The sequence below is a fragment of the Curtobacterium sp. MCLR17_039 genome, from assembly GCF_003234745.1.
GTDB lineage: Bacteria > Actinomycetota > Actinomycetes > Actinomycetales > Microbacteriaceae > Curtobacterium > Curtobacterium flaccumfaciens.
On the sequence record NZ_QKTF01000003.1, the window covers coordinates 350,895 to 374,883 of the forward strand.

The following is a 23,989-nucleotide window of genomic DNA, read 5'->3' on the forward strand; positions in this document are numbered from 1 at the left end:
CTGCTGGTCGCGCAACGGACGCAATCAGTCGCGCGTCGTGATCCCGAAGGGCGAGCTCTCGAGGTTCGTGAAGTTCCCCACCGTCGCCCGGACGGTGCACGACGGGGCGACGGACAGTGCGGTGACCACGAGCCCGTCGGACGACACGGCCAACGCGCCCGAGCAGCCGTCGGCGAACCGTACGCCGGACTCCCCGCCGGCCACGTCGACGAGCATCTGCGACGGGCGCCCGCTGCTCGGACTGCGGTACAGCGGGTTGAGCTCGTCGGCACCGTTCGGCCAGACCGGCACCAGGGTCACCGGCAGCGCCGTCTGGCTGACCGTCCGGTCGGGCGTCCGGACCTCGACACCCTGCAGCCGCTGGACGGGGTAGGCCGTCCCGCGCACGGCGTCGTCGGTCACGGCTGCGGTCGTCGCCTCTCCGACGCCGTCGAGCCAGGTCTGCAGGGCTGCACCGTCCTCGACGGCGAGTGGCACCGAGGCCTCTACGGTGACGTCTCCGCCAGCCGGGACCTCGACGCCGGACAGGCTCCACGCGCACGCGGTGTCCACGCCGGTCAGTGACGGCTGGTTGCGCTTCGCGGTGATGCCCTCGCCGGACCAGGTGACCGCGGGGCAGGAGGCTCCCGAGCGGGCACCGGGCAGCACCTCGAGGAACGGTCCGCTGAGGGTGGCTGCCTGCGCCGCGTACGTGACGCGCAGGTCCACGGTGCCCTTCGCCGGGTCGATGGTGGCGCGCCGTGTGGTCGCCAGCCCGGTGGGCAGTGGCCGGTCCTGCTGGTAGGCGTTGGCGGCCTGTGCGGTCGCGGTACCGGTGCCCGGCGTCTTCCGGAGGGCCCCTGGCAGCCACACGACGCCACCGACGACCAGCGCGGCGACGAGCACGACGCCGATGCCCCCGAACAGGAGTGCACGGTCGGTCAGCCACTCGGGGCGGGCGAACCGACGCGTCGGTTCGGGCTCAGTGGCCGGTGAGGCGGGCAGTGGCTGCCGCGCCATCGGCCGGATGACGGTCTGCGACCCGGCGGGGCCGAGCTCCGGGGCCGGCCCGACGACCGCGGCGTCGTCCCCGCTGGCGGTGGTCCGGGATCCCGTCGCGTCGTCGGGACGGACCCCACGGACGACGGTCGCCGGACGCTCGACCTCGTCGAACGAGTCCGGGTCGCTGGAGGCGACCAGTGCGGGTGCCGAGGCGAGGGACCGTGCGAGCCGACGGAGGGTCCCCGCCGCGTCGGTCGCCGACGGCCGGGCGTTCGGGTCCTTCGCGAGCAGGGCGGACACCGCGGCCCACAGGGCGTCGGGCACGTCGAGCGGGGGCGGGTTCGAGGTGACGTGGCGGTACGCCACGGCGAAGTCCGTGCCCGGTCCGGCGAACGGTGTGCGACCGGACAGCAGCTCGTAGAGCATGACCCCGGCACCGTAGACGTCGGCGGCCGGACCCGAGCGTCCGTGACTGATCGACTCGGGTGCCATGTACTGCGGCGTGCCGAGGAGCCCGGTGGTCGTGCGTTCGCGTTCGGCGACGACCGACGCGATCCCGAAGTCGGTGACCCGGACGGCACCGGTCGCACCGGGGACCCACGCGGTCTGGAGCAGGACGTTGTCGGGCTTCACGTCACGGTGGGTGACGTCCTGCTCGTGCGCCGCGGTGAGTGCGTCGAGGGTCTCGGCGGTGATCGTCAGGGCGTCCCGCGGGAGGAGCGGACCGTTCGACGCGAGCAGGTCGCGGGCAGACCCACCCGGCACCAGGTCCATGACGATCGCGAGCCGGTCGCCCTCGACGACCAGGTCGCGGACGCGCACGATGGACGGGTGCTGCAGGGCGAGGAGCACCGAGCGTTCGCGGACGAAGCGCTCGACGATCTGCGGGTCGGCGGCGAGCTCGGCACGCAGGAGCTTGGCCGCGAAGGCCTCGCCGGTCGCGGAGTGCTCGACCCGCCAGACCTCTCCGGTGGCGCCGGTCCCGAGGAGCTCGACCAGTCGGTAGGACGCACCGAGCGGTTCGCCCTGGCCGTACTGCCCTTGACGGTCCTGCGCCACGCGTTCCCCGATCCCCCGATGGCCGACCCCTCGCCGACCACGCAATGTTACCGGCCGGCAGCCTGCTCCGGCGCCGCGTACTGCACGTCGATCGCGTGCTGCGTGAACCCCGACCGCCGGTACAGCGCCAGCGCCGGCTCGTTGTCCCCCTCGACGTACAGTGCGGCGGCGGTCAGGCCGCGGCCGCGCAGCCGAGCGGTGCCCGCACGCATGAGCACACCGCCGAGTCGCTGCCCCTGCAGGTCGGGCCGCACGGCGACGGCGTAGAACTCGCCGATGCCGTCCTCGACCTTGAGCCAGCACGAGCCCGCGAGCTGCCCGGAGGCGTCGCGGAGCAGCAGCAGGTCCTCGCCTGCGAACCAGTCGTCGGCCTCGCGTGCGTGCAGGTCGTCGAGCGTCATCCGACCCTGCTCGGGGTGGTGGGCGAAGGCGGCGGCGTTCAACGCGAGCCAGTCGGTCTCGTCGTCGGTGCCGGGGCGGAACGCCGACAGCGAGTAGCCGTCGGGCAGCTCGACGTCGGCGGCGACGTCCACATCGGAGTCGGCGACGGGCGCCCGGAGCTGCAGCAGCGTGCGGACCGCGCGCCAGCCGAACCGGTCGGCCAGCGCCCGTGCTGCCGGGTGGTCCCCGTGCGCCCACGCGAGCCGGGGAGCGGCTCCGCCGCCCAGCGCGAGTGCCTGCGAAACCAGGGCCGTGCCGATGCCCCGGCCACGGGCCTCCTGGGTGACGACGAGTTCCAGCTCGCCGTCACGGACCACCGCGACCCCGTGGTCGACGGTCAGGACGGTCGCGCGCCCCGCGCGGACGTCGACCAGGGTCTGGTCGGAGAACGGGGGAGCCTCGCCGGGGGCGACGAAGCTGCCGAGATCGGGGAGCACTACTGCCCCATCAGGCGCTCGGCCTCGTCGTCGTAGACGTTGAAGCGGTACCCGACGTTGCGGACGGTGCCGATGAGCGACTCGAGGTCGCCGAGCTTGGCGCGCAGCCGTCGGACGTGCACGTCGACCGTGCGGGTGCCACCGAAGTAGTCGTAGCCCCAGACCTCGCTGAGCAGCTGCTCGCGGGTGAAGACACGTGACGGGTGGGTGGCGAAGAAGCGCAGGAGCTCGAACTCCTTGAACGTCAGGTCGAGCGGCCGGCCGCGCACCTTGGCGGAGTAGCTGGCCTCGTCGATGACGACACCGGACGCCTGGATCTTCGAGCTCGTCTGGCCCTTCGCCGCACGACCGGCCGACAGCCGGATGCGGGCGTCGATCTCGGCCGGGCCGGCGCTCTCGAGCACGACGTCGTCGACGTTCCAGTCGCTGTTCACGGCGGTCAGCCCGCCCTCGGTGACGACGAGCACGATCGGCGTGGTCGACCCCGACGAGGCGAGGATCTTGCACAGGGCCTTCGCGCTGACCAGGTCGGTGCGGGCGTCCACGAACATCAGGTCGCTCTGCGGGGCGTTGACCAGCTGTGCGGCCTCGGCCGGCACGTGGCGGATCCGGTGGCTCAGGAGGCCCAGGCTCGGCAGGACGTCTCCGGGCGCGGTCGAGGTGAGTACCAGGAGCTGTGCCACAGGACCTCCGGAGGTGGATGACGTCGTGGAGACATCCTAGTGATGCTCGGGAAGGACTCATCCGGCCGGACGGATTGCGCGTCGTCCCGCACCGCACGGCGCGAGCACCGCACGGCGCGACCACCGCACCGCACGGTGCGTGCGTTCCGCACGTCCCTGACATGATGGAGCGCGTGACCGAGCCCGTGCACCCCACCGACCAGCGTCGCCTGCGGCTGACGTCCGTCCTGCCGGTCTGGGTGCTGGCGGTCGTCGGGGCCGTGCTCGTGCTGACCGTGGCCGAGCGCGACGCCTTCGCCTGGCTGCTGCTCGTCTTCGTCGCCTGCGTGATGGTCAGCTTCGTGCTGCAGCTCATCACCGCCACGAAGGACGGTCTGGTCGAACGGATCAGCATCGCGTCGTCCGGGGCGTTCGTCGTGGTCCTCGTCACCGCGGTGGTGCTCCTGGCGCGTTGAGCCGAGCCGCGTAGACTCCGAGCATGGATTCGCTGCTTGCGCTCGAGCTCTTCTACGTCGGCCTCCTCGGCCTGGCGTCGCTCGCGATCGCGTTCATCTCGGTGGTCGTCGTCGTGAAGCTGTTCAAGGGCCAGCGTTGATCGAGCTGCCCGAGGGCCTCGCCCCCGAACTGGTCCCGCTGTCGTGGCTGGTCGGCGTGTGGGAGGGCACCGGTGTGGTCGAGTACCCGGTCGGTGACGACGACGAGGTCCGGAACTACGAGTTCGGCCAGCGCGTCAGCTTCAGCCACGACGGCCTGCCGTACCTGAACTACTCGTCCACCACCTGGCTGCTCGACGACGACCACACCCCGCTCGCCGCCGAGATGGGCTACTGGCGGATCGACCGTCCCACCGAGCCCGGCGACCGCGGCCCCGCGATGCTCCTGGGCGACGGGCCCACGCCCTTCAGCACGGTCGAGAGCGTCGAGGCGCTCCGCAACACCACGGACGGCTTCGACGTCGAGGCCGCGATCATCCACCCGACGGGCGTCAACGAGCTCTACGTCGGCCGTGTGCTGAAGGGCCGGATCGACCTGTCGACCGACGCCGTGCTGCGCTCGCCGAACGCGAAGGACTACTCCGCCGCGACCCGCCTGTACGGACTGGTCGATGGCAAGCTCTTCTGGGCGTGGGACATCGCCGCGCTCGGTCGCGAACTCACCTCGCACGCCTCGGGGCAGCTCGCGAAGGTCGACTGATGGCGGTGTTTGCCGCGCGTGACGGCTTCGTCGCCGCCGACTCCGTCGCCGCGCACTTCGGCAACCCGATCGGGGAGCAGCGCCTGCTGACCCGGGGGCGTGCCGTCGTCGAGCTCGGACTCGGTGTCGTCACCGTCACCGGACCGGACCGGCTGTCGTGGCTCAACTCGATCACCTCGCAGCAGCTCACCGGGTTGCCGACCGGCGTCAGCACCGAGACGCTCGTGCTCGACCAGGCCGGACGCGTCGAGCACGCGGCCCGCGTCGTCGACGACGGTGCGACGGTCTGGCTGCTCACCGAGCGCGCTGACGCTGCGCCGCTCGCCGGGTGGCTCGACTCGATGCGCTTCATGCTCCGGGTCGAGGTCGCCGACCGCTCCGCCGACCTCGTCACCCTCGGCTGGTTCGGGGCGGACGCCCCGTTCGCGTCCGTCGAACTGCCGGAACCGCCCGTCGCCGAGTGGGTCGACCCGTGGGGTGCCGTCACGCCGGGCGGGTGGGGCTACGCCGATCAGGAGGCGCATCCCGGCTCCGACTGGACCCTCCGCATCGCCGTGGTCACCCCCGGCACCGCGACCGCGATCGCCGCGTCGGACGTGCCCGTCGCGGGGCTGCTCGCGTACGAGGCGCTGCGGATCGCCGCGTGGCGCCCGACCCTGTCCGACGTGGACGAGCGGACGATCCCGCACGAGCTCGACTGGCTGCGCTCCGCCGTGCACCTGTCGAAGGGCTGCTACCGCGGGCAGGAGACCGTCGCCAAGGTCCACAACCTCGGGCACCCGCCGCGACGGGCCGTGCTGCTGCACCTCGACGGGTCCGACGGCGTGCTGCCGGCCCCCGGGGCCCCGGTGCTGCTCGACGACAAGCCCGTCGGACGGCTCTCGGCGTCGGCGATCCACCACGAGCTCGGTCCCATCGGGCTCGCCGTGGTCAAGCGCTCGCTCGACCCCACCGCGACCCTGCGGCTCGAGGCCGACGACGTCGTGGTGACCGCGGCGCAGGAGACCATCGTCCCGCCCGAGGCCGGTGCCACGGCGAACGTCCCGCGCCTGCCCCGCCTCGGAGCCGTCAGGCGCTCCTAGCCTGCGCGCTGAGGGTCGCAAGACACCGGTGTTCGCCGGTCGCACCGCGGTTCGCGGGTGTTCGGAGCGCGAGAACCGGTGTCCTGCGCGCTGGCGTCAGGCGGGCTCGACGGCCGACCACGGGACGCTGAGCTCACCGAGCCGCCAGCGCGTCACACCGTGCAGCACCGGCCAGCCGCGGTCACGCATCCCGCGCACCGTGGCGATCCACCGCTGCCGGGGCCCGTACGTGCCGAGCGGTGCGGCGACCGCCCACGACAGGTCGAGGTCCCGCAGGAACGCGTGCACCCGTTCGCCGGGCACGTTGCGGTGGATCAGCGCCTTCGGCAGGCGCTCGGCGACGATCGAAGGCACGTCGAGCCCGGCGAGCCGGAGCGACACCGTGAAGGTCTGCGGCGCGACGTCGTCGAGCGTCACCCACGAGGCCACCCGACCGACCTCGTTGCAGGTCCCCTCGACGAGCACACCGCCGGGCTGCAGCCGGTCCTGCATGATCCGCCACGACCCGACCACCGCGGACTCGTCGTACTGCCGCAGCACGTTGAAGGCCCGGATGACGGCGGGCCGGCGCTGCCCGGGCGTCGGGGTCTCGAAGCCCCCCAGGCGGAACGTCACGCCGTCGCGGGCCCCGGCGTTCGCGAGCGCGACCCGCGACGGCTCGATCTCGATGCCCGTCACCTCGACGTCGGGTCGGACGGCGGCCAGCCGGTCGCGCAGTTCGAGGGTGGTGGTCGGAGATGCACCGTAGCCGACGTCGGCGACGAGCGGGTCGTCCGTCCGGCGCAGCACCGGCAGGGTCGCGATCCACCGGTCGACGCGGCGGAGCCGGTTGTACCCGGTCGTCCCGCGCGTCACGTTCCCGATGGGCATGCGTCAAGGGTACGGGGCCGGTACCGCTCGGTAGACTCGGAGGCATGACCTCCACGCTCGTCCTGCTCCGTCACGGCAACAGTGACTGGAACCAGAAGAACCTGTTCACCGGTTGGGTCGACGTCCGGCTCAGCGAGCTGGGCGAGAAGGAGGCGAAGCGCGCCGGCGACCTCATCGCCGAGTCCGGCATCGTCCCCGACGTCCTGTACACCTCGCTCCTGACCCGTGCGATCCAGACGGCGGACATCGCGCTGCTGCAGGCCGACCTGGCCTGGCTGCCGGTGAAGCGCGACTGGCGCCTCAACGAGCGCCACTACGGCGACCTGCAGGGCAAGGACAAGGCCCAGACCCTGGCCGAGTACGGCGAGCAGCAGTTCATGGAGTGGCGCCGTTCGTTCGACGTCCCGCCGCCCCCCATCGCCGACGACGCCGAGTGGTCGCAGTTCGGTGACCGCCGCTACGCCGAGCTCGGCGACCAGCTGCCCCGCACCGAGTCGCTCAAGCTCGTGATCGACCGCCTGCTGCCGTACTGGGAGTCCGACATCACGAAGGACCTCGCCGCCGGCAAGACCGTGCTGGTGACGGCCCACGGCAACTCGCTGCGTGCGCTCGTGAAGCACCTCGACGGCATCTCCGACGACGACATCGCCGGCCTGAACATCCCGACGGGCATCCCGCTGGTGTACGAGCTCGACGACGACTTCACGCCGACGAAGCCCGCGTACTACCTGGACCCCGAGGCCGCCGCAGCCGGCGCCGCCGCCGTGGCCGCCCAGGGCGCCAAGAAGTAGCACCCACGCGAACGACGAAGGCCGCAGTCCCGACGGGGCTGCGGCCTTCGCTGCGTCCGGGCAGACGGCACCCGACCACGCGGAGTGTGACGGTCAGACGAAGTGCGACGCGATCTCCTGCACCAGGGCCCCGACGTCGTACGGCTTCGTCGTGTCGACCCGGATCACCGGGACGCCGGGCAGCCCGACGGGCCGGGCGTCGTCGCCGTGCTCGTCCCAGAAGGCCAGCACGTCGGCCAGGTCTCCGTGCACCTCGTGCCGCACCGGCACGGTGCCCGGTTCGTACCGGTCGCGCAGCCGCTGCTCGGCGGTGGCGCGGTCCGTGTCGCACCACACCTCGACGGCGCGAGGCGACCCGGCGGACGCGAGTCCGGCCTCCAGGAGGTCCCGGTCACGCGACGGCAGCCAGACGGCGTCGAGGACGACCCCGTTCTCGACGGCCCGCGCCATGGACCACATCGTGTCCATCGCGATGCCACCGAGCGGCCGCGAGGCGATCATCGGGCCGACGACGTCGGCGAGGGGCTCCTTGATGCGGTCCTTCGACAGGAACGGGCAGCCGAGCACCTCGGCGAGTGCCGTGCCGATGCTGCTCTTGCCGGAACCGGGCATGCCGTTGACGATGATCGCGACCTGGGCCATGCCACGATCCTCGCAGACCGATCGGGCCGAGTCAGACCGATCGGGCCGGGTCAGACCGATCGGGCCGGGTCAGACCGCCGCGGTCGAGGTGGACGCTCCGGTCCAGTCGCCGGTCGCCAGGTACTCGACCTTCTTGGCGATCGAGACCGCGTGGTCGGCGAAGCGCTCGTGGTAGCGGGAGGCCAGGGTGGCGTCGACGGTGTCGATCGGACCGCCCTTCCAGGCCTCGCCGAGCACGAAGTCGAAGACGCTGGCGTGCAGCTCGTCGACGGCGTCGTCCTCGTCGCGGATCTCGGCCGACAGCGCGATGTCCTCGGTGGCGAGCAGTCGCGTGAGCTTCTGCGCCATCGCGACGTCGTGCCGGCCCATCTCCTTGAACGTGCTGCGCAGGCCCTTCGGCACGACCTTCTCGGGGAAGCGCTGGCGGGCGAGCTGCGCGATGTGCTCGGCCATGTCGCCCATGCGCTCGAGCGAGGAGCTGACGCGCAGGGCGGTGACGACGACGCGCAGGTCGCGGGCCACCGGGGCCTGGCGGGCGAGGATGTCGATCGCGATCTCGTCGAGGCTGTTCGCGGCGAGGTCGATCTTCTCGTCGTCGGCGATCACCTCTTCGGCGAGGGCGACGTCGGAGTCGCTGAAGGCCTGGGTGGCTCGGGTGATGGCGGACTCGACGAGCCCGGCGATCTCGGTCAGTCGCTCCTGGACGTCCTGGAGTTCCTGCTGGAAGACTTCGCGCATGGGGGAGTACCTCTCTCTGCGTACCGGACGAGTGTCGTCAGCCCAGGTGAACGAACGGTGACGCGGGGCTGAACGCTTCGCGTTCTGGCCTTCCGCAGACGGTGAACGGTACCGGAACCCCGCATGACCATCCCTACACTGGCGGCATGGACAACGCGTGGCTCGTGCCACTGTCGATGCTCCTCGGCGGGGTCTTCGGCGCGGGCGTCGTGGTGCTGATCATCACCGCCGAGCGGACGGCTCGTGCTGCCGACGTGGCGGAGCGGACCCTGCCGGACGGCGTCGCAGCGGTCATCGCGACGATGCACAACCCGGCGGTCGTCATCGACCCGTCGAACACCGTCGTCGCGGCATCCCCCCAGGCCCTCACTGCGGGGCTCGTCGTGCGCCGACGCCTCGTGCACCACGAACTGCTCGAGCTCATCGACCGGGTGCGCAAGAGCGGGGAGATGGGGTCGGAGGACCTCGAGCTGCCGCGCGGCCGCCACGGGGAGCTCATCGGCTACCTCAGCTTCCGTGCCGCCCAGCTCGGCAACCGGTACGTCCTGCTCACGGCCGACGACCTGACCGAGAGCCGGCGCATCGACGAGGTCCGCCGCGACTTCGTCGCCAACATCTCGCACGAGCTGAAGACGCCGATCGGCGCGATCGGCCTGCTGTCCGAGACCCTCGTCCTCGCCGCCGACGACCCCGCGCACGTGAAGAAGTTCGCCGCGCAGCTGATCACCGAGTCCGAGCGGCTCGGGGCGCTGACGAAGGACATCATCGAGCTGTCCCGGCTGCAGTCCGTCGACGCGCTCGAGAACAGCGAGGAGACCGGCATCGACAAGATCGTGCAGGCCGCGATCGACGCGAACGAGGTCGTCGCCCGCGCCCGCTCGATCGAGATCATCCGCGCCAAGAAGTCGAAGCTGCGGGTGATGGGCGATCGCGGGCTGCTGCAGGTCGCGGTGTCGAACCTCATCGCCAACGCGGTGAAGTACTCGCCGGACAACACCCGCGTCGGTGTGGGCGTCCGGTCGTCGAAGGGCTTCGTCGAGATCGCGATCACCGACCAGGGCGTCGGCATCCCCGAGGCCGACCTCGACCGCGTCTTCGAACGGTTCTACCGTGTCGATCCCGCACGGTCGCGCGCCACCGGGGGCACCGGCCTCGGGCTCGCGATCGTCAAGCACGTCGTCAGCAACCACGGTGGTGACGTGCGCGTCTGGTCGCAGCCCGGCAAGGGCTCGACCTTCACCATCCGTCTGCCCGAGGCAGATCCCGAACTGACCACAGCACTCGAAGAGCAACTGGAAGAGCAGCCATCGTGACCAAGATCCTCATCGTCGACGACGAGCCGGCCCTGAGCGAGCCCCTGGAGTTCCTGCTGCAGCGTGAGGGGTACGAGACCTCCGTCGCTGCCGACGGCGTGACCGCGCTGTCGAAGTTCGACGCGGAGAACCCCGACCTGGTGCTCCTCGACCTCATGCTGCCGGGCCTGAGCGGCACCGAGGTGTGCCGGCAGATCCGGACCCGGTCGAACGCGCCGATCATCATGCTGACCGCGAAGGACTCGGAGGTGGACATCGTCGTCGGGCTCGAGCTCGGCGCCGACGACTACGTGACGAAGCCGTACTCGACCCGGGAGCTCCTGGCCCGGATCCGTGCCGTGCTCCGTCGCCGGACCGAGGACGACCCGGCGGACAGCGGGATCCTGCAGGTCGGCGGCATCCGGATGGACGTCGAGCGGCACACGGTGTCGGTCGACGGGTCCGAGACCCCGATGCCGCTCAAGGAGTTCGAGCTCCTCGAACTGCTGCTCCGGAACGCCGGCCGTGTGCTGACCCGCGGGCAGCTCATCGACCGGGTGTGGGGTTCCGACTACTTCGGCGACACCAAGACCCTCGACGTGCACATCAAGCGCATCCGCTCGAAGATCGAGCGGGTCCCGTCGACTCCCGAGATCCTGGTGACGGTCCGCGGCCTCGGCTACCGCATCGAGGCCTGAGGCGGACGGACAGGAGGCCCGGTGCGAGTCCCTGGGACTCGCACCGGGCCTCCTGTGCGAACGATCCGGGCGCGGTGTCAGCCGCGCCCGTCGGCGTCAGTTGGTGCCGTTGTCGCCCTCGGACGAATCCGTCTGCGAGTCGGTCGGCTGCGTGCCGGGGACGGCCTCGCCGGTCGACTGCGCGCCGCTCTCGGACGGCGACGTCGAGGTGGGCGTCGGGGTCGGGCTCGGCGCGAGGGTCTGGTACTCCTCCTGCGAGCTCGTCAGCACCGGCACGTTCGCCGAGACACCCTCGGCGTCGGGGTAGCTGAAGTAGACCTTGACGAGCGAACCGGGCTTCGCGTCCGCGTTGTCGAACACGATCGGCTCGGCGTCACCGGCGGTGGTGCCCTGCGTGGTGTCGCCCTCTTGCACGCTCGACTCGTCGTCGCTGCCCGCACCCGCGGCCATGGCGAGGTCGACGTGGGTGTTCGCCGGCACGTCGACGGTCTGGGTGGCGCCGCCGATCTCGATCGAGACGGTGTAGTCGTCCTGGTCGTCGTTGTTCACGAGCGTGCCGATGAAGCGGGCGCTCTCACCGTCGTCCGAGATCAGGAGGGCGTTCCGCACGTCGACCTTGCCGGTCGAGACGTCCACGCCGTCGGTGATCTGCTTGATGTCGACGGTGTGGGCCGGCGACATGAACTCGCACCCGGTGGCGCCGAGCGCGATGGTTGCCGCAACGGCGACGGACACGAGTACCCGAGGTCGCAAGAGATTCCTCCGTAAGTCACGATGAGGACCGGGCGGTCCCCGCGCCCATCCTAGCGATCACCGGGAGGGGTGAGCGTTGAGGGTCCCCTTACCGGAACGGCCCCTGTGGTAAACTGGATGTCTGGGAACGGAGCCTGATACATGCAATTCGAGGTCGGCGAGACCGTCGTCTACCCCCATCACGGGGCGGCAACCATCTCTGAAGTCAAGACTCGCGTCATCAAGGGCGAGGAAAAGGTCTACCTGAAACTGCGGGTGACGCAGGGTGACCTGACGATCGAGGTCCCGGCGGACAACGTCGACCTGGTCGGCGTCCGCGACGTGATCGGCAAGGAAGGACTCGACAAGGTGTTCGAGGTCCTCCGGGCGCCGTTCACGGAAGAGCCCACCAACTGGTCACGCCGTTACAAGGCGAACCTCGAGAAGCTCGCTTCCGGTGACGTCATCAAGGTGTCCGAGGTCGTCCGCGACCTCTGGCGGCGCGATCAGGACCGCGGGCTCTCCGCGGGTGAGAAGCGGATGCTCGCCAAGGCCCGGCAGATCCTGATCTCCGAGCTCGCGCTGGCCGAGAAGACCGACGAGGACAAGGCATCGACCGTCCTCGACGAGGTCCTGGCTTCCTGAGCCTGACGACAGCGCACTGAACGCGACAGCACGAACGACGACCGCACGGTTCCCCGAAGGGGTGGACCGGGCGGTCGTCGTCGTTGCGGCCGGTTCCGGCACCCGGCTCGGCATCGGGACCGCGAAGGCGTTCGTGCCCGTGGCCGGTTCGCTCATGCTCGCGCGGGCGCTCGAACCCCTGTTCGCCTTGCCGTCGCCGACGCTCGTCGTCGTGGTCGCACCGGCGTCGCACCTGGACGAGTGCCGGCAGGTGGTCGGTTCGGTCGCGGGTGCTGCGGTCGCGTACACGGCCGTCGTCGCCGGAGGCACGGATCGCCACGGTTCGGTCGAGGCCGGCCTGGCCGTCCTGCCGGACTCCGTCGCCACGGTGCTGGTGCACGACGCGGCGCGGTGCCTCACGCCCGCGGCACAGTTCTCGCGGGTGTTCGACGCCGTCGCCGCCGGTGACGGTGCGGGCGTCGTGCCGGCGCTCCCCGTCACGGACACGGTGAAGCGGGTCGACGGTGACGTCGTCGTCGAGACCGTCGACCGTGCGGCGCTCGTCGGGGTGCAGACGCCGCAGGGCTTCCCGCTCGCGGCACTGCGGCGGGCCTACGCGGTGTCGTCGCAGTCCGAGACGGACGACGCCGGGGTGTTCCAGGCCGTCGGGGGCACCGTCCGGTTCGTGCCGGGTGACGCCGACGCCTTCAAGATCACGACGCCGTGGGACCTCGGCCGGGCCGAGTCGATCGTGCGGGCGCGGACCGAGGCGGCCGGTGGTGCCGGTGCGGGGACGCCCGACGCCGTCGTCGCGGTCCGACTCGGGCTCGGGGTCGACGTACACGCCTTCGACGACGCCTCGCCCTGCCGCGTCGGCCTGCTCGACTTCCCCGGCGAACCCGGCCTCTCCGGGCACAGCGACGGCGACGCGGTGGCGCACGCGGTGTGCGACGCCCTGCTCTCCGCCGGGGGCCTCGGCGACATCGGCGGACGCTTCGGCACCGCTGATCCGCAGTACGCCGGCGCCACGGGCGACGTCTTCGTCCGAGGTGCGGTCGCGCTGCTCGCCGATGCCGGGCTCGTGCCGGTGTCCGTCACCGTGCAGGTCATCGGCAACCGGCCGCGCATCGGTCATCGCCGCGACGAGATGCAGGACGCCCTGTCCGCGGTCGTCGGTGCGCCCGTCGCCGTGTCCGGCACGACGACCGACGGCCTCGGCTTCACCGGCCGTGGCGAGGGGCTCGCGGCGATCGCCACGGCACTCGTGCGTCCCTCCTGAAACCGCGGCCCCGCGCCGATTAGGGTTGAGGCGTGACCGTTCGCCTCTACGACTCCCGCGCCGCAGCCGTCGTCGACCTCGTGCCCCTGGTCGACGGACACGTGAGCGTCTACGTCTGTGGTCCGACGGTGCAGTCGTCGCCGCACATCGGGCACCTGCGGTCCGCGCTCGTCTACGACATCTGGCGCCGGTGGCTCACCCACCGCGGGTACCGGGTGACCCTGGTGCGCAACGTCACCGACATCGACGACAAGGTCCTCGACCTGGCTGCCGGCACGGACGAGGAGTGGTTCGCCCGCGCCTACCGGGTCGAGCTCGAGTTCACCGCCGCGTACAACGCCCTCGGCATCCTGCCCCCGACGTACGAGCCGCGGGCCACGGCGAGCGTGCCGCAGATGCACGAGATCATCCAGCGCCTGATCGACCGCGGGCACGCCTACGCCGCCGACGACGGCTCGGGTGACGTCTACTTCGACACCGGCAGCTGGGCCGACTACGGGGTGCTCACCCGGCAGCGGCGCGAGGACATGGTCGAGGCCGCCGACGCCGACCCGCGTGGCAAGCGCGACGCCCGTGACTTCGCGCTCTGGAAGGGTGCGAAGCCCGGCGAGCCGTCGACGGCCAACTGGGACTCCCCGTGGGGCGCCGGCCGCCCGGGCTGGCACATCGAGTGCTCGGCGATGTCCCGTCGGTACCTCGGCCCGGCGTTCGACATCCACGGCGGCGGGCTCGACCTGCGCTTCCCGCACCACGAGAACGAGCTGGCGCAGTCCACGGCCGCCGGGGACCCGTTCGCGTCGTACTGGCTGCACAACGGCCTGGTGACGGTCGAGGGTCAGAAGATGTCGAAGTCGCTCGGCAACTCGATCTTCGCTGCGGACTTCCTCGGATCCGCTCGTCCCGCCGTCGTCCGCTACTTCCTCGGTGCCGCCCACTACCGCTCGTCGATCGACCACCACGAGGGTTCCCTGGCCGAGGCCGAGGCGGCGTACGACCGCATCGCCGGGTTCCTCGAGCGCGCCGAGACCCGGCTCGAGGGCGTCCACCTCTCCGACGCCCCGGCCGTGCCCGAGGCCTTCGCCGACGCCATGGACGACGACCTCTCCGTGCCCCAGGCCCTGGCCGTGCTGCACGAGACCGTGCGCACCGGCAACGCCGCCCTGGACGCCGACGATGCGGAAACGCTCGGGACCGCGTACCATCAGGTGGCTGCGATGGTGGAGGTGCTCGGCATCGACCCGCGAGCCGCCCACTGGTCGGGCGGCGGCCACGACACCTCGGCAGGCCCGCTCGCCGCCCTCGTCGAACGCCTCGTGCAGGAGCGCGCGGACGCCAGGGCAGCGCGGGACTTCACCGCGGCCGACCGCGTGCGCGACGACCTCGCCGCCGCGGGCATCACGATCGAGGACACGCCGTCCGGAACACGCTGGAGCATCGCCTGAACACGGCAGTGCCGAACAGGAGCTACGCATGAAGAACGTCTCGGGAAGCAAGAAGGGTCGGCCCGGCGCCGTCCGCACCGGTCGCAAGGGCAACAAGCAGGTCGGTTCCGGCGGACAGGGCGCCCAGGCGCTCGAGGGTCGCAAGCCGACCCCGAAGGCCGAGGACCGCCCGTACCACCCCGCCGGCAAGCGCAAGGCCGCGAAGGACCGCTTCGAGGCGGCCAAGGGTCGTCACGGTTCCTCGAGCACCCCGCAGGGTCGCACGGGCCGTCCGCCGGCACGCAAGACCGACGACTCCGAGCTGGTGACCGGGCGCAACTCCGTGCTCGAGGCCCTGCGGACGAAGACCCCGTCGTCGACGCTCTACATCGCGTCGCGCATCGAGGTCGACGACCGCGTGAAGGAGATCCTCGCGCTCGCCAACCACCGTGGCGTGCCGATCATCGAGCTCATGCGTCCCGAGCTCGACCGCATCACCGGACACGACAGCGTGCACCAGGGCGTCGCCCTCAAGGTGCCGGCGTACCAGTACGCCGTGTCCGAGGACATCGTCGAGCAGGCGTTCTCGCGCGACCAGGTCCCGCTGCTCGTCGCGCTCGACGGCATCACGGACCCCCGCAACCTCGGCGCGATCATCCGCTCGACCGCGGCCTTCGGCGGACACGGCGTCATCGTGCCGCAGCGTCGTTCGGTCGGCGTGACGGCGTCGGCGTGGAAGACCTCGGCCGGTGCCGCGGCACGCACGCCCGTCGCGATGGCCCCGAACCTCACGCAGACCCTGAAGTCGCTCAAGTCGATGGGCCTGTTCGTCCTCGGCCTGGACGGCGACGGTGACGTGGAGCTCGACGGCCTCGAGCTCGCCGACCGTCCGATCGTGATCGTCGTCGGTTCCGAGGGCAAGGGCCTGTCGCGCCTGGTCACCGAGACCTGTGACGCCATCGTGTCGATCCCGATCTCGAGCGCCACCGAGTCCCTGAACGCCGGCATCGCCGCGAGCGTCACCCTGTGGGAGGTCGCGCGGCGCCGTCGCACCGCGTAGCCACAGCACTTCGTGAGCAGGAATGGTCGCCTCCCCGAGCGGGAGGCGACCATTCCTGCTCACGGTGCCGCCTGGGCCGGGCTCGAAGGGTCAGGACACGTCGGCTGGTGGCTGCCGTGCGGTCACGCGTCGTCGCTGCGCGACGCCGCAGGTGACGGTCCGAGACCGGTCGACGTTCGTCCGGCGGGGTGTCGTGACCGCTCGACGTCCGACGTCACCACCGGCGGGGCTGGGCGTGACGGTCTGGAGGGCCGGCGCCGGTCTCCGGGACCCGCGCCGGGCCTCCAGGCGGTCGCGTTCTCGACCCCCGAACGGTCAGGACACGTCGGCTGGTGCCCGCCGTGTGGTCACGAGTCGTCGCTGCGCGACGCCGCAGACGACGGTCTGCGACCGGTCGCCGCCCACCCGGCGGGGTGTCGTGACCGAGCGGAGACCGCCTCAGACCGTGGCGCGCCAGTCGTCGACGTCGTCGGACTCGTCGGACTCGTCGGCGTCGTCGTCGTCCAGCACCGGGATCGGCACGGTGATCGACGAGGTCGGCGGGTTGATGAGCAGGCGCTCGTCGCGACGGTGTCGGAGCACGTCGTTGATGTAGGCGGTCGTGGCCTCGGGCAGGGAGACGGAACGCTCCTCTTGCTGGGACATGAACCAGCGGTGCTCGAGCAGCTCGTGGAACACCTCGGCGGGTTCGAGCCGGCCGCGCAGGTCACGGGGGATCGAGCGGACGACGGGCTCGAAGACCCGTGAGACCCACTCGTGCGCCACCATCTCCTCGTCGAGTTCGTCACGGCCGTTGCGGGCACGGTACGAGTCGAGGTCGTTGAGCAGGCGCCGGGCCTGGTTCTCGCCGGCGTCGAGCCCGGTGAGCCGCAGCAGTCGGCGCTGGTGGTGCCCGGCGTCGACGACCTTCGGCTGGATCCGGACCTGCGAGCCGCCCTCGGTCGTGTGGATCGAGAGCTCCTCGATGTCGAAGCCGAGCTCGTTCAGGCGCTCGACGCGGTCGTTGATGCGCCAGCGTTCCTTGATGTCGAACTGCTCGGTGCCGGTGAGCTCGGTCCAGAGCGTCCGGTACTGGGCGACGATGCGGTTCGAGACGTCGACGGGGTCGGCGTTCTCGTCGAGTCGTCCGCCGGCCTCGAGGTCGAGCAGTTCGCCGGCGATGTTCACGCGGGCGACCTCGAGGTCGTTCTCGCGCTGGCCGTTCGACAGCCCGCCGGGGTAGAGCTTGCCGGTCTCGGCGTCGACCAGGTACGCGGCGAAGGCTCCGGCGTCGCGACGGAACAGCGTGTTCGACAGGGACACGTCGCCCCAGTAGAAGCCGATGACGTGCAGGCGGACGAGCAGCAGCGCGAGGGCGTCGACCAAGCGGGTGGCGGTCTCGGGGCGCAGCGTCTGCGAATAGAGCGCGCGGTAGGGCAGGGAGAACCGCAGGTGGCGGGTCACCAGCACGGGGTGCAGTGGTTCACCGTCGGCGTCGACGCGGTTCGTGATGACCGCGACCGGGTCCACGCACGGCACGTCCATGCGCTGCAGGGTCCGGAGCATCTCGTACTCGGACCGGGCGACCTCTTCGCCGGTCTCCTTCACCGCGGCGACGTACCCGCTCAGGTGCACGAACCGCACGAGGTGCCGCGAGATGCCCTTCGGCAGCGCGACGATCGTGTCGTCGGGCCAGTCGGCGAGCGGCAGGTCCCACGGCAGGTCGAGCAGGCCGGGGTCGACGGTGGCGGCGGTGATGGACATCGAGTCGGGCACGGTGGTTCCTCTGGTGTCGGGGACAGCCGAGAGCCCGCGTCCGCCCTTGTGAGGCGGGCGCGGGCTCTCGGGGGAGTGCGCTGGTTACGCGCTGACGACGGCCTTGTCGTCGAGGCGGTCGCCCGACTCGGTGTCGAAGGCGTGGACGTGGCCCTGCTTCGGCGTGATGACGATCGTGTCACCGATCGACGGGTGCGCACGACCGTCGACACGGGCGACGATGTCGGCGCGCTGGCCGTTCACGTCGGCGTGACCGTAGAGGTAGCCGTCGGCGCCGAGCTCCTCGACGACGTCGACCGTGACGGGCAGGCCCTCGCCGGACTGCGAGACGATGACGTCCTCGGGGCGGATGCCGACCGTGATCTGTGCGGCACGGGCGTTCGACAGGGTGTCGCGGTCGATCGCGTGGTTGAGCGTGCCGAACCTGATGCCGCCCTCGATGACGTCGGCGGGCAGCAGGTTCATGGCCGGCGAACCGATGAAGCCGGCGACGAACACGTTGTTCGGCTTCTCGTACAGGTCGCGCGGGGTGCCGACCTGCTGCAGGATGCCGTCCTTGAGCACCGCGATGCGGTCACCCATGGTGAGGGCCTCGGTCTGGTCGTGCGTGACGTAGACCGTGGTGACGCCGAGACGACGCTGCAGCGACGCGATCTGCGTGCGGGTCTGGACGCGGAGCTTGGCGTCGAGGTTCGACAGCGGCTCGTCCATGAGGAACACCTGCGGCTGACGGACGATCGCACGGCCCATCGCGACGCGCTGACGCTGACCACCGGAGAGCGCCTTCGGCTTGCGGCCGAGGTAGTCCTCGAGGTCGAGGAGCTTGGCGGCTTCCTGCACGCGGGTGGCGCGCTCTTCCTTGCCGACGCCGGCGATCTTGAGCGCGAAGCCCATGTTCTCGGCGACGGTCATGTGCGGGTACAGCGCGTAGTTCTGGAACACCATCGCGATGTCGCGGTCCTTCGGCGGGACGTCCGTGACGTCGCGGTCGCCGATGCGGATCTGACCGGAGTTGACCTCTTCGAGGCCGGCCAGCATGCGGAGCGAGGTGGACTTGCCGCAGCCCGAGGGGCCGACGAGGACGAGGAACTCGCCGTCGGCGACGTCCAGGTCGAGGGAGTCGACCGCGGGACGGTTGCCTCCGGGGTAGAGACGGGTTGCCTTGTCATAGGTGACGGACGCCATGAGCGTTCGGTCCTTCCTTCACCGGCAGGTACGTGCCGGACGATCCGAGTGAAGCGGTGTGCCCGTACGGGCCCCGGACAGTCGCCGTCGACTGTCGAGGTTCATACAACACGAGTTCACCCGGGTGCGCCAGTGTTTTCCCCCTTGGTCGGCGGCTTCCCAGAGCGCCCCACTACAATCGCCGGGTCCGTCCGCCGAGCAGGGGAACGCCGAGCGGACACCGATCAGGAGGACGACGCACCGATGAACAACCGCCCCGAGGGTGCCGCCCGCGCCGCGCGGAACGAGCGCCGTGAAGCCGCCCGCCAGCGAGCCCAGCGTGCCCGGACCCAGCAGAAGCGACGCCAGCGTGGTGTCCGGCTCGGCCTGCAGATCGGGCTCGGGGTCGTGCTCCTCGCCGCGGCGACGATCGTCACGCTCGTGCTGGTCGACTCCGTGAAGCCCGCCGGCCCGGGCCCGTCGACCATGTCGCAGGGCGGGATCACCATCGGGCAGGGTCTGAAGCCCGTCGCGGCGTCCGCGTCCGGATCGGCCTCCGCGTCGCCGAGCAGTGCCGCGACCGAGGGGGCAGGCACCGTCCGGATCACCCTGTACGTCGACTACCTCTGCCCGGGCTGCGGCCAGTTCGAGCAGGCGAACGGCGACTACATCAAGGACCTCGTCGACTCCGGTGCGGCCACGGTCGACATCCACCCCGTCGCGATCCTGTCGAACCGCTCGCAGGGCACGAAGTACTCCCTCCGCGCCGCGAACGCCGCCGCCTGCGTGGCCGAGCACTCCCCGAACCAGTTCTACGCGGTGAACCAGGCGCTCTTCGCGAAGCAGCCGGACGAGGGCACCGCGGGCCTGACGGACGCCGAGCTCACCGACGTCGTCACGGGTGTGCAGGGGCTGCAGGAACGCAGCGCCGTCCGGAGCTGCATCGCCGACCAGGACTACGCCAAGTGGGTGGACGAGCAGACGACGGCGGTGTCCGGGGGCACGATCCCGGGCTCGACGCTCAAGGAGTTCCCCGGCACCCCGCTCGTGCTCGTGAACGGGCAGCGCTACGAGCTGACCTCCCCGGTCACGAACGACGACTTCCGCACCTTCGTGGTGACGGCCGCCGGGGCGACCGACGCGACCCCGACGCCCACGCCCAGCGCGACCCCGTCTGCCACGCCGACCAAGCGCTGACAGCCGGACGAGCGCTGACCACGGACGGGAGGCCCGGTGCCAGCTGGCACCGGGCCTCCAGTCCGTCACCGGTGCGGTTAGAGGGCCGAACCCGGGATGCTCAGGGTGTCGCAGCTCGTCGCGCCCTGCTGGTAGCCCCGCAGGAACCAGCGCTGCCGCTGCTCGCTCGACCCGTGCGTGAACGAGTCCGGGTCGACGCGGCCGGTCGCGCGCTCCTGGATGCTGTCGTCGCCCACGGCGCTCGCCGCCGACAGGGCGTCGGTGATCTGGGAGCGGGTGATCGGTTCGAAGAAGGTCTCGCCGTTCGCGTCCTTCGTCGTGGCGGCGTCGCCGACCCAGGCTCCGGCGTAGCAGTCCGCCTGCAGCTCGACGCGGACACTGCCCGACGACGCACCCGTGCCGGAGCGGTCGGTGTTCGCGAACGACCCCTGCAGCTGCTGCACGTGGTGGCCCCACTCGTGTGCGACGACGTACATCTGCGCGAGCGGACCGCCGGACGAGCCGTACTGCGACTGCAGGTCGTCGTAGAACGCGGTGTCCAGGAAGACCGCACGGTCCGGCGGGCAGTAGAACGGGCCGGTCGCGGCCGAGGCCTGCCCGCACGAGGTGTCGGTGGAGTCCTGGAACAGGAAGAACTCCGGTGACGTGTACGAGATGCCGAGCGACCGCGCCTCGGACGTCCAGTAGGCGTCGAGCGACTCGGCCGCGCCCTCCATCCGGCACTCGACGCGCAGGTTGGCGTCGCGCCCGGTCCGGCACTCGGGGGCGGCGTCGGCGGACTCGCCCTCCTGCTGGATCGTCGTCAGGCCGTTGCCGCCGCCGACGATCCCGCTCAGGTCGAAGCCGGTGAACTGCGCGATCAGGAACACCACGATGGCGCCGACGCCCACGGCGCCTCCGCCGATCGCCGTGGTGCGACCCCGCCGCTTGACCTTGCCGCCCCGGAGTCGGGAGTCGTCGTTGAACGTCATGGTCCCGAACCTACCGATCAGCACCTCCCGATCAGTGGCCCCGCGTACCGTCGGCGGCGTCGGCCACCCCGACACCCGTCGTACACCTGTCGTACAACCGGAAGGAACCGCACAATGGCCACTCCCATCAGCACCGTGATGAGCCCCGCCCGCTACGTCCAGGGCAAGGACGCGATCACCCGCGTCGGCGAGTTCATCGCCCCGATCGGCAAGCGGCCCCTGATCGTCGCCGACGACGTGGTCTGGGGCATCGTCGAGACCGCCGTCACCGAGAGCTTCCGATCCGCCGACCTGGCCGTGGAGCGTGTCGGGTTCGGCCGCTTCGCCACCCCCGAGGCCGTCGACGAGCTCGTCGAGCAGATCCGCGCGAAGGACGCCGACGTCATCGTGGGGCTCGGCGGTGGCTCCGCGATCGACGCCGCGAAGGCCGCTGGGCACCTCGCCGGCATCCGGTGGGCCAGCGTGCCGACGGCCGCGTCCACCGACGCCCCGACCTCGGCGCTCGCCGTCATCTACACCCCCGAGGGCGAGTTCATCGAGTACCGCTTCTTCCCGCACAACCCGGACCTGGTGCTCATCGACACCAGGCTCGTCGCCAACGCGCCGGTGCAGTTCCTGGTCGCGGGCATCGGCGACGCGCTGGCGACGTGGGTCGAGGCCCGTGCCGCGAAGCGCGCCAACGCCGACACCATGGCCGGCGGCCTGCAGACCCAGACCGGGGTCGCGCTCGCCGAGCTGTCGTGGAAGCTCCTGCACGAGAACGCCCTGCAGGCCATCGAAGCCGTCAAGGCCAAGGTCGTCACCCCGGCGCTCGAGAAGGTCGTCGAGGCGAACACGCTGCTGTCCGGCCTGGGCTTCGAGTCCGGTGGGCTCGCCGCCGCCCACGCGATCCACAACGGGCTGACCGCGGCTCCGCAGGCGCACGGCCTGGCGCACGGGCAGAAGGTGAACATCGGGACGATCGCCCAGCTGGTGCTCGAGGGTGCCCCGGCCGAGGAGATCGAGGACTTCGTCGTCTTCACCACGAAGGTCGGCCTGCCGAACACCCTGACCGAGATCGGCCTGACGGTCGACGACCGTGACGTGCTGCGCGCCGTGGCCGAGGCCGCGACGGTGGAGGGCGAGACCATCCACAACATGCCGTTCCCGGTGACGCCGGAGCTCGTGGTCGACGCCCTGGTCGCCATCGAGGGCATCGCACGCAGCATCCGCGCCGAGCACGGTCTGCCGGAGCCCGTGCTGTACGAGCACCACTGACGGTCTCGGGGTCAGGTGCGGATCAGCGGCTCCGTCGTCGCCAGGTCCGCGCCGATCCCGACGTCGACGAGTTCGATCCGCCCGGCGAGGGTGGCAGCGGGTCCGGTCAGCAGGCCGGCCTTCACACCGCCGAAGGTGACGGTGACGTCGGCGTGCAGGACGTGGTCGTCCGCGACCCCGCCGGTGTCCACGTCGATGCCGCTCGGCACGTCCACCGCGACGACGAACGGCGCACGCTGGTCGCGGGCGAGTTCACGGATGGCGTCCACGACCTCGCGTGCGGGGGACCGCAGCGGGTTCGCACCCCGTGCCCCGATGCCGAGGATGCCGTCGAGCACCAGGTCGGCCTCGAGCGCCGCCTCGGTCGCGACGTCCGCCAGGCGTTCGCCGTCGCTCCGGCCGGCGGCCCGCAGGATGTCGGCCGCTCCGCCCGAGTCCGGTCCCGAGGCGCCGGACGGGCCGTCGAGCAGACGGGCGCCGGCGTCCAGCGCCGCTGCCAGGCCGGCCTCGTGGACACGGGAGCCGACGCGCAGGACCGCCACGTGCCTCCCGGCCGCTGCCAGGCGGGCACCCGCGAACAGGGCGTCACCGCCGTTGTCGCCGCTGCCGGCGAGCACGAGGACGGATCCCGGCCCGTCGACCGGCCGCACGGCCGGGTCGTCCAGCAGGTCGCCGACGATGCGCGCGAGCCCGTCGGCGGCGCGCTGCATCAGGGGTTCCCCCGCGTCGAGGTGGGGGCGTTCCGCCGCCCGGATCTGATCGCCGCCGTAGCCGTCCATGGCCACCACACTGCCCCGATACGCTTGAGAGGACATGTCACTCGTCCCCGAAGCGCCCCGCCCCCGGTTCGTGATGTCGCCCGACGGGCTGCGACTCGCGACCTACGACTTCGGCGACCCCGACGCCCCGGCCGTCATCGCGGTGCACGGCTTCGCGTCCGGTGCGGTGCTCAACTGGCACGCCTCGGGCTGGACGCGGCACCTGGTCCGTGCCGGGTACCGGGTCCTGGCGCTCGACCAGCGCGGGCACGGCGCGAGCGCGAAGCCGCACGACCCGGGTGCCTACTCGATGGACCTGCTCGTCGCCGACGTCACCACGGTCATCGACACGTACCTGCTCGACGACGTCGCGTTCCTCGGCTACTCGCTCGGCGCACGGGTCGGCTGGCACACCGCCGAGCGGCTGCCGGGCAGGATCTCGCGCGCGGTGTTCGGCGGGATCCCGGACGCGGACCCGATGCGTCGCGTCCGCGTCGACCAGGCGAAGGCGTACATCGCCGACGGCACCCCGATCGAGGACCGCGTCACCAACGGCTACCTCACGATGGCGGGCAACGTCGAGGGCAACGACCTCGGCGCGCTCGTGGCCATGGTCGAGGGGATGCGGAACAGCATCGAGCCGACCCCGGAGAACGCCCCGGCGCAGCCGCTCCTGATCGCCGCGGGCAGCGAGGACGGCATCCGCGACAGCGCGGTCCGGCTCGCCGAGGCCGCACCGGACGCCACGTTCTTCGAGATCCCGGGGCGCAACCACTTCAACGCCCCGACCTCGCGGCCGTTCCGCGAAGCGGCGCTGCGCTTCCTGTCCGCCCCGCGCTGAGGGGTACTCCTGGGTCCCCTCG

The 23,989-nt window shown here is 71.4% G+C and carries 24 protein-coding genes; 13 read left to right on the forward strand and 11 right to left on the reverse strand.

What is annotated here, in order from left to right; all coding sequences use genetic code 11:
- Nucleotides 1-24: 24 nt before the first annotated feature.
- From DEJ00_RS05480 to DEJ00_RS05490, 3 genes are read right to left on the reverse strand one after another with little or no spacing between them, the layout of a single operon-like run.
- Nucleotides 25-2,040, reverse strand: a complete 2,016-nt coding sequence (locus DEJ00_RS05480) for a serine/threonine-protein kinase (RefSeq protein WP_111056643.1) — start codon at nucleotides 2,038-2,040, stop codon at nucleotides 25-27.
- Nucleotides 2,041-2,087: 47 nt separating this feature from the next.
- Nucleotides 2,088-2,918: a mycothiol synthase gene (mshD, locus tag DEJ00_RS05485; RefSeq protein WP_111056644.1), complete on the reverse strand. Its 831-nt coding sequence runs from the start codon at nucleotides 2,916-2,918 to the stop codon at nucleotides 2,088-2,090.
- Nucleotides 2,918-3,601 carry a response regulator transcription factor gene (locus DEJ00_RS05490; protein WP_017888078.1) on the reverse strand — a complete coding sequence of 228 codons (684 nt, stop codon included), beginning with the start codon at nucleotides 3,599-3,601 and terminating at the stop codon, nucleotides 2,918-2,920. Before DEJ00_RS05490 ends, mshD begins: the two co-directional genes overlap by 1 nt.
- Nucleotides 3,602-3,774: 173 nt before the next feature.
- Between DEJ00_RS05490 and DEJ00_RS05495 the strand changes: the two genes are divergently transcribed.
- The 3 genes from DEJ00_RS05495 (at nucleotide 3,775) to DEJ00_RS05505 (ending at nucleotide 5,877) form a co-directional block, all read left to right on the forward strand.
- Entirely contained in the window at nucleotides 3,775-4,056 is a 282-nt protein-coding gene (locus tag DEJ00_RS05495; RefSeq protein WP_128780538.1) for a hypothetical protein, read from the forward strand.
- A 136-nt stretch (nucleotides 4,057-4,192) separates the two neighbouring features.
- Nucleotides 4,193-4,795 carry an FABP family protein gene (locus DEJ00_RS05500; protein WP_111056645.1) on the forward strand — a complete coding sequence of 201 codons (603 nt, stop codon included), beginning with the start codon at nucleotides 4,193-4,195 and terminating at the stop codon, nucleotides 4,793-4,795.
- Nucleotides 4,795-5,877, forward strand: coding sequence for a folate-binding protein YgfZ (locus tag DEJ00_RS05505; RefSeq protein WP_111056646.1), 1,083 nt, complete (start codon nucleotides 4,795-4,797; stop codon nucleotides 5,875-5,877). Before DEJ00_RS05500 ends, DEJ00_RS05505 begins: the two co-directional genes overlap by 1 nt.
- Nucleotides 5,878-5,973: 96 nt before the next feature.
- On the opposite strand, the gene DEJ00_RS05510 is transcribed toward DEJ00_RS05505, so the two are convergent.
- Entirely contained in the window at nucleotides 5,974-6,747 is a 774-nt protein-coding gene (locus tag DEJ00_RS05510) for a class I SAM-dependent methyltransferase (protein WP_111056647.1), read from the reverse strand.
- A 44-nt stretch (nucleotides 6,748-6,791) separates the two neighbouring features.
- On the opposite strand from DEJ00_RS05510, the gene DEJ00_RS05515 reads away from it, so the two are divergent.
- Entirely contained in the window at nucleotides 6,792-7,538 is a 747-nt protein-coding gene (locus tag DEJ00_RS05515) for a phosphoglyceromutase (protein ID WP_071244006.1), read from the forward strand.
- A 93-nt stretch (nucleotides 7,539-7,631) separates the two neighbouring features.
- Here DEJ00_RS05515 and DEJ00_RS05520 read toward each other — a convergent pair whose 3' ends face one another.
- Together DEJ00_RS05520 and phoU are read right to left on the reverse strand one after the other, a co-directional pair.
- A complete protein-coding gene (locus DEJ00_RS05520) occupies nucleotides 7,632-8,180 on the reverse strand; it encodes an AAA family ATPase (protein WP_035809234.1) in 549 nt (182 codons plus the stop codon).
- Between the two features lie 69 nt (nucleotides 8,181-8,249).
- Nucleotides 8,250-8,918, reverse strand: coding sequence for a phosphate signaling complex protein PhoU (gene phoU / locus DEJ00_RS05525; protein WP_027466613.1), 669 nt, complete (start codon nucleotides 8,916-8,918; stop codon nucleotides 8,250-8,252).
- Between the two features lie 146 nt (nucleotides 8,919-9,064).
- Between phoU and DEJ00_RS05530 the strand changes: the two genes are divergently transcribed.
- Both DEJ00_RS05530 and DEJ00_RS05535 read left to right on the forward strand, forming a co-directional pair.
- The gene (locus DEJ00_RS05530) at nucleotides 9,065-10,231 is read left to right on the forward strand and encodes a cell wall metabolism sensor histidine kinase WalK (protein WP_027466612.1); all 1,167 of its coding nucleotides are present in this window, start codon (nucleotides 9,065-9,067) and stop codon (nucleotides 10,229-10,231) included.
- A complete protein-coding gene (locus tag DEJ00_RS05535; RefSeq protein ID WP_027466611.1) occupies nucleotides 10,228-10,908 on the forward strand; it encodes a response regulator transcription factor in 681 nt (226 codons plus the stop codon). Before DEJ00_RS05530 ends, DEJ00_RS05535 begins: the two co-directional genes overlap by 4 nt.
- Nucleotides 10,909-11,004: 96 nt before the next feature.
- Here DEJ00_RS05535 and DEJ00_RS05540 read toward each other — a convergent pair whose 3' ends face one another.
- Nucleotides 11,005-11,661: a hypothetical protein gene (locus DEJ00_RS05540; RefSeq protein ID WP_146247874.1), complete on the reverse strand. Its 657-nt coding sequence runs from the start codon at nucleotides 11,659-11,661 to the stop codon at nucleotides 11,005-11,007.
- A 141-nt stretch (nucleotides 11,662-11,802) separates the two neighbouring features.
- Between DEJ00_RS05540 and DEJ00_RS05545 the strand changes: the two genes are divergently transcribed.
- The 4 genes from DEJ00_RS05545 to rlmB are packed head-to-tail and all read left to right on the forward strand — an operon-like array spanning nucleotide 11,803 to nucleotide 16,024.
- Complete coding sequence (locus DEJ00_RS05545; protein ID WP_017888066.1) at nucleotides 11,803-12,285, forward strand: CarD family transcriptional regulator; 483 nt, start codon at nucleotides 11,803-11,805, stop codon at nucleotides 12,283-12,285.
- Nucleotides 12,286-12,301: 16 nt separating this feature from the next.
- Nucleotides 12,302-13,543 (forward strand): 2-C-methyl-D-erythritol 4-phosphate cytidylyltransferase, encoded by a 1,242-nt coding sequence (ispD, locus tag DEJ00_RS05550; RefSeq protein ID WP_375537589.1) that lies wholly within the window; start codon nucleotides 12,302-12,304, stop codon nucleotides 13,541-13,543.
- A 32-nt stretch (nucleotides 13,544-13,575) separates the two neighbouring features.
- Nucleotides 13,576-14,985 carry a cysteine--tRNA ligase gene (gene cysS / locus DEJ00_RS05555; protein WP_111056650.1) on the forward strand — a complete coding sequence of 470 codons (1,410 nt, stop codon included), beginning with the start codon at nucleotides 13,576-13,578 and terminating at the stop codon, nucleotides 14,983-14,985.
- Nucleotides 14,986-15,013: 28 nt separating this feature from the next.
- Entirely contained in the window at nucleotides 15,014-16,024 is a 1,011-nt protein-coding gene (rlmB, locus tag DEJ00_RS05560; RefSeq protein WP_027466607.1) for a 23S rRNA (guanosine(2251)-2'-O)-methyltransferase RlmB, read from the forward strand.
- 438 nt (nucleotides 16,025-16,462) lie between these two features.
- Here the strand turns inward: rlmB and DEJ00_RS05565 are convergent, their stop codons facing one another.
- Nucleotides 16,463-17,779 carry a DUF4032 domain-containing protein gene (locus DEJ00_RS05565; protein ID WP_111024143.1) on the reverse strand — a complete coding sequence of 439 codons (1,317 nt, stop codon included), beginning with the start codon at nucleotides 17,777-17,779 and terminating at the stop codon, nucleotides 16,463-16,465.
- An 84-nt stretch (nucleotides 17,780-17,863) separates the two neighbouring features.
- A complete protein-coding gene (locus tag DEJ00_RS05570; RefSeq protein WP_027466605.1) occupies nucleotides 17,864-18,964 on the reverse strand; it encodes an ABC transporter ATP-binding protein in 1,101 nt (366 codons plus the stop codon).
- Between the two features lie 243 nt (nucleotides 18,965-19,207).
- On the opposite strand from DEJ00_RS05570, the gene DEJ00_RS05575 reads away from it, so the two are divergent.
- Nucleotides 19,208-20,140 carry a thioredoxin domain-containing protein gene (locus DEJ00_RS05575; protein ID WP_111056651.1) on the forward strand — a complete coding sequence of 311 codons (933 nt, stop codon included), beginning with the start codon at nucleotides 19,208-19,210 and terminating at the stop codon, nucleotides 20,138-20,140.
- A gap of 77 nt (nucleotides 20,141-20,217) precedes the next feature.
- Here the strand turns inward: DEJ00_RS05575 and DEJ00_RS05580 are convergent, their stop codons facing one another.
- Nucleotides 20,218-21,111 carry a neutral zinc metallopeptidase gene (locus tag DEJ00_RS05580; protein ID WP_111056652.1) on the reverse strand — a complete coding sequence of 298 codons (894 nt, stop codon included), beginning with the start codon at nucleotides 21,109-21,111 and terminating at the stop codon, nucleotides 20,218-20,220.
- Nucleotides 21,112-21,225: 114 nt separating this feature from the next.
- Here DEJ00_RS05580 and DEJ00_RS05585 point away from each other — a divergent pair, with 114 nt between their 5' ends.
- The gene (locus DEJ00_RS05585; RefSeq protein ID WP_111056653.1) at nucleotides 21,226-22,368 is read left to right on the forward strand and encodes a glycerol dehydrogenase; all 1,143 of its coding nucleotides are present in this window, start codon (nucleotides 21,226-21,228) and stop codon (nucleotides 22,366-22,368) included.
- 11 nt (nucleotides 22,369-22,379) lie between these two features.
- Here DEJ00_RS05585 and DEJ00_RS05590 read toward each other — a convergent pair whose 3' ends face one another.
- A complete protein-coding gene (locus tag DEJ00_RS05590) occupies nucleotides 22,380-23,183 on the reverse strand; it encodes an NAD(P)H-hydrate epimerase (protein WP_258373551.1) in 804 nt (267 codons plus the stop codon).
- On the opposite strand from DEJ00_RS05590, the gene DEJ00_RS05595 reads away from it, so the two are divergent.
- Nucleotides 23,182-23,967 carry an alpha/beta fold hydrolase gene (locus tag DEJ00_RS05595; protein ID WP_071244025.1) on the forward strand — a complete coding sequence of 262 codons (786 nt, stop codon included), beginning with the start codon at nucleotides 23,182-23,184 and terminating at the stop codon, nucleotides 23,965-23,967. The two genes, DEJ00_RS05590 and DEJ00_RS05595, sit on opposite strands and share 2 nt — an antisense overlap.
- Nucleotides 23,968-23,989: the final 22 nt, after the last annotated feature.